Source organism: Streptomyces sp. NPDC059371 (assembly GCF_042751995.1).
In the GTDB taxonomy this organism is placed as follows: domain Bacteria; phylum Actinomycetota; class Actinomycetes; order Streptomycetales; family Streptomycetaceae; genus Streptomyces.
The window spans coordinates 358-4856 of sequence record NZ_JBHYXD010000040.1; the positions used below are offsets into that span (position 1 = coordinate 358).

Genomic DNA, 4499 nt, shown 5'->3' on the forward strand with positions numbered 1-4499 from the left:
CTCTCCTGCCGCGCGCGTGCGCCCACCACCAGCTCGCGGGTCTGAGCGGTGGTGGTGGGGGCGAGGGTGGGGCCGCCGCCCCGCGCCGCCCCCGAGGCGTTGCCCGGCCGGCCCGTGATCGTGATGGGCGACTCGACCGCCGGGCCGACGTCGGGGATGTCGACGCGGGTGCTGTTGGCGTAGACGTACGCGATCCGCCAGTGGAAGGCCACCGACACGGCCGCGCCGGTGCTGTCGGTCACCGTGACCGTCGTGTCGCTGGTCCCCGGCGTGACGGGGGTCCCGGAGATCAGTCCGGTGTCAGCGATGGTCAGGCCCTCGGGCAGCCCGGTGGCCGTGTAGGTCAGGCTCGCGCCGGTGTTGGTGGTGTAGGCGTCCACCTGGAGGGAGACTTCCTGGCCGACCCCGGACGTCTGGTCGCCGACCGGGGCGATGTTGACACCGAGGGCGATACGGTCACCGACGTTGATGGCCGCCCAGGCGTCGGCGACGGCGAGATACGTCGGGCTGTAGGCCCCGTAGAGGTCGCCCGCGGCCCGCAGCGTGGCGGCCCTCGCTCCGGCGTAGTTGGTCGTCGACGTCATGTAGGTCGTCAGCGCGCGATACCAGATCCCGGCGGCGTTCTCGATGCCGATGCCGGTCACCGGCAGACCGTCGTGGGTCGGGCTGTCGTACGACACCCCGTTGACGGTCTTCGCGCCGCTCCCCTCGGAGAGCAGGTAGAAGAAGTGGTTCGCCGGTCCCGAGGAGTAGTGGACGTCGATGCCGCCCAGCGAGGAGTCCCAGTAGTCGCGGGAGGAACCGTCCTTGGAGGGCTTGTCCATGTAGCGCAGCGGCGCGCCGGTGCCGCGGATGTCGATCTTCTCGCCGACCAGGTAGTCGGGCACGTCGGCCGCGAGGTTCTCGTGGAACTCCACGGCCGCGGCGAAGATGTCAGAGGTCGCCTCGTTGAGGCCGCCGGACTCTCCCGCGTAGGTGAGGCCCGCGGTGGCCGCCGTCACGCCGTGGCTCATCTCGTGGGCGGCGACGTCCAGGGCGGTCAGGGGGTGCGTGTTGCTCGCGCCGTCGCCGTAGGTCATGCAGAAGCAGCTGTCCTGCCAGAAGGCGTTGACGTAGTTGTTGCCGTAGTGGGCCCGGCTGTAGGCGGCGACCCCGTCGTTGCGGATCCCGTTGCGGCCGAAGACCTGCTTGTAGTAGTCCCAGGTCGCCGCCGCTCCGTAGGCGACGTCGACACCCGCGGTCTGCCGGTCGCTCTGGGCGCCGCTGCCCCAGACATCGTTGTCGTCCGTGAACAGGGTTCCGGTGCCGGAGGTTCCCTGGTTGAGGTCGTAGGTGCGATGGCCGGCACGGTCGCCGTCGACCAGTTGGTACGACGATCCGGACGGCGTGGTGGAGAGCGGCACCGAACCCACGTACTGGCCCGTCCCCGTGCCCGTCTCGACGGCCTCGTACCGGGAGGCGACCTTGCCCGAGGACGCGTCGGTGATGACATGCAGTTCGCTGGGTGTGCCGTCGCGCTGGACGCCGTCGACCACCGATTCCCAGGCGAGGACCGGGCGGGTGCCGGCGGCCCAGACGACGAGCCGGGGCGCTCCGTCGGCACGGGATCGAGTGACGGCCGCCTTCCGGCTCAGCGCGAGGGCCTTTGCCGCGGCGACGCCGGCGGGAATCCTCGGCCTGACGCTCGGCACGGCGACGGCGGCCCGGCTCGCCTCGGACACGGTGCTCCGGCCGCTCTTCAGGTGCACGACCAGATCACCGCCGAGCACCGGCAGTCCCGCGTAGGTGCGCTCGTAGCGCGTATGGGTCGTACCGTCGCCGTCCTGGGCGACGTCCTTGACGACGAGCTTCTCGCGGGCACCGAGGCCGAGGCGGTCGGCGGTGGCGCTCGCCGCCGCTCCCGCGCTCTTGACCAGCGCGGCACGCCGGGCGGGCGACAGCGGGACCTGGCGGGCACCGGACCGGGGTTCGGCGGCGATCCGGGCACCGGCCTTGGCGGGCACGGGATCGGCGGAGGCCGCGGACGCCGGAGCCGGCCCGACGGCGAGCGCCAGTAACGAGCTCGCCGCGGTGAGGGCGAGGACGGCGGCGCGTCTGCGCCGAGGGGCGGAACGGGGTTGCCGGTTCAAGGTCATCTCCATCTGCGAGGGGGGTGGCCCGGGCGGCCCGGCCGTCGGGTACGGCCGGTCCGTGGAGAGCCGGGCGGGAAGCGGCGCCGCAGCGACTGCCGTACGAAGGCGCTCGCGGCGTCGGCGGCGCGTGAATCGTCGGGGCGCGGGTGCGCTGGAAGGGGACGATGCGAAGGGAATGAGCCGGAGGGGATGAGGTCACTGATGCGTGTACGAAGCGTGCATGGTCGACAGCAGAGTGACATCCATCTCATGACCTTGTCATGGAGCGGACAAGACTTCGGCTTGAACTGGCCATGACCTACTGCGAGTTCATCCGCCCGTCACACCTTTTCGGCCGCTGTGCGGTGACTGTGAACTGGGCCGAAGCCCCGGACTCCCACGCGGCCGGTTTCCCGCGTGTGCGCCTCAGGGGTGACTCACGTGGGTGTGTTCGTGCGGCGTCCCGGAAGGGCTGCCCGGCGACCGGGGCTCGTGGTCGCGCAGCCAGTCGTGAACCGCCAGGGCGAGGGCGCACAGGATGGCCACGATCCCGGAGCCGACGGCGATCGTCAGGGCCGAGCGGAAGTCGTGCCGTCCCGTGCCGAGCACCATGTAGAAGAGTCCCGGCAGCGCCGCCGTACCGACGGCACCGCCAAGCCGCTGGGCCGTCTGGAGGGCGCCGCCGGCCGCGCCCGCCATCCGCACCGGCACGTCCCGGAGCGTCATCGTGACGTTCGGCGAGATGACGCATCCGCTGCCCAGCCCGCCGACGAACAGGGCCGGCGCCGCGTACCACACGGCCTGATCCCCGGGAGCGAGGCGCAGGACCAGCACGGCACCGCCGAGACCCAGGGCGACGGCGGTGAGGCCGCAGACGGTCAGCAGCCGGCCCAGCCGCTCGACGAGCCGTCCGGCCACCACGGCCGCCGCGGCCGAACCGATGGCGAAGGGTGTCACCGCGAGCCCCGAGCGCAGCGGGGAGAAGCTCCGGCCGTTCTGGAAGTACAGCGCGAACACCAGCCACACCCCGCTGAACCCCACGAAGTACAGGGCGGCGATGGCCGCTCCGGCGGCATAGCCTCGCGTGCTCGTCACCAGGCGCGGATCCAGGAGCGGCTGTCCGTCGGACGCTGTCAGCCGCCGTTCCCACCAGGCGAACACCACGAGAAGGCCCAGCCCCACCAGGAAGAGCCACCACAGCCTTCGTACGCCGCCGGACTCGGCCAGGATCAGGGGGAGCATCAGCGCGAGCACCCCGCTGCCCAGCAGCAGGACGCCTCGCAGATCGAGCCGTTCCCGGCGGCGCGGAGCGACCTTGGGCAGCAGTCGCAGGCCGAGCAGGAAGGCGACGGCGCCGACGGGCACGTTCACGTAGAAGATCCAGCGCCAGCCCTGGGGACCGCCGGCGAGCATCAGGATCAGGCCGCCGATGACCGGGCCCACCGCGCTGGAGATGCCGACGGTCGCACCGAAGAGCCCGAACGCCCGCCCCCGCTCGGCTCCCCGGAACATCTGCTGGATGAGGGCGGAGTTCTGCGGTGCCAGGCACCCGGCGGCCATGCCCTGGGCGAGTCGCGCGACGACGAGGAGTGTGATCGTCGGCGCGGCGCCGGCCGCGGCACTGCACAGGACGAAGGCGGCCAGGGCCAGGAGGAAGATCCGCCGTCGGCCGATCGCGTCGCCCAGCCGTCCGGCCGTCACGAGAACCAGGGCGAAGGTGAGGGCGTAGCCGGAGACGACCCACTGGATCGACGGGGCGGAGGCGTGCAGGGCGCGCTGCATGGAGGGCAGGGCGACGGCGACGATGGTGACGTCGAGCAGGCTCATGAACCCGGCCGTCAGGGTGACCCAGAGGGCGCGCCAACGCCGCGGATCGGCTCCCTCGGCCGGTCCCCGCGCGCGGTCCCCTCGTCCATCGGCCTGCGCGTCCGGTTCCACGCCGGGGACTCCTCTCCGCCGCCCCCCACCATCTTCGGCCCGCGGGGGCGTGGGGCAACACGAGGTCCGGGGGCGCGCCGTGAGCGTGGCTGACGGCGGGGTGGGCGGACGTTGGTCCGCCCACACGTCGGCGGTCTCGCTGCGAGCCGGCCCGGAGCGGCTGACGGCCGCGGGCTTTCAGCAGGTGCTGAGCCTTTCCGGGCTCTCAACATGTGGGGCCGGTCGCGGCCCTCGTTCCCGGCCCTCTGCCGTACTCATGGCTCCGGGCCCTCGGGGGGCTGACGGTCCCGGGCTCCCCGCGGGTGCTGACGGTCCCGGGCTCTCTGCGGGCGCACGACCGTGGGGGGGGGGGGGGGGGGGGCGCGCCCCCCCCGGGGGGGGGGGGGGGGGGGGGGGGCGCCGGCCCCCCCCCCGGGGGGGGCGGGGCGCGCGGGCGGGTCGGCACGCGGA

The 4499-nt window shown here is 73.1% G+C and carries 2 protein-coding genes; both read right to left on the reverse strand.

Annotation, left to right across the window (positions count from 1 at the left end):
* Positions 1-2135 (reverse strand): M4 family metallopeptidase (locus ACFXGX_RS22495; protein WP_384794059.1); only part of this gene is annotated, 2135 nt, incomplete at its 3' end.
* A gap of 402 nt (positions 2136-2537) precedes the next feature.
* Positions 2538-4049 carry an MFS transporter gene (locus ACFXGX_RS22500; protein ID WP_384794061.1) on the reverse strand — a complete coding sequence of 504 codons (1512 nt, stop codon included), beginning with the start codon at positions 4047-4049 and terminating at the stop codon, positions 2538-2540.
* Positions 4050-4499 lie beyond the last annotated feature (450 nt).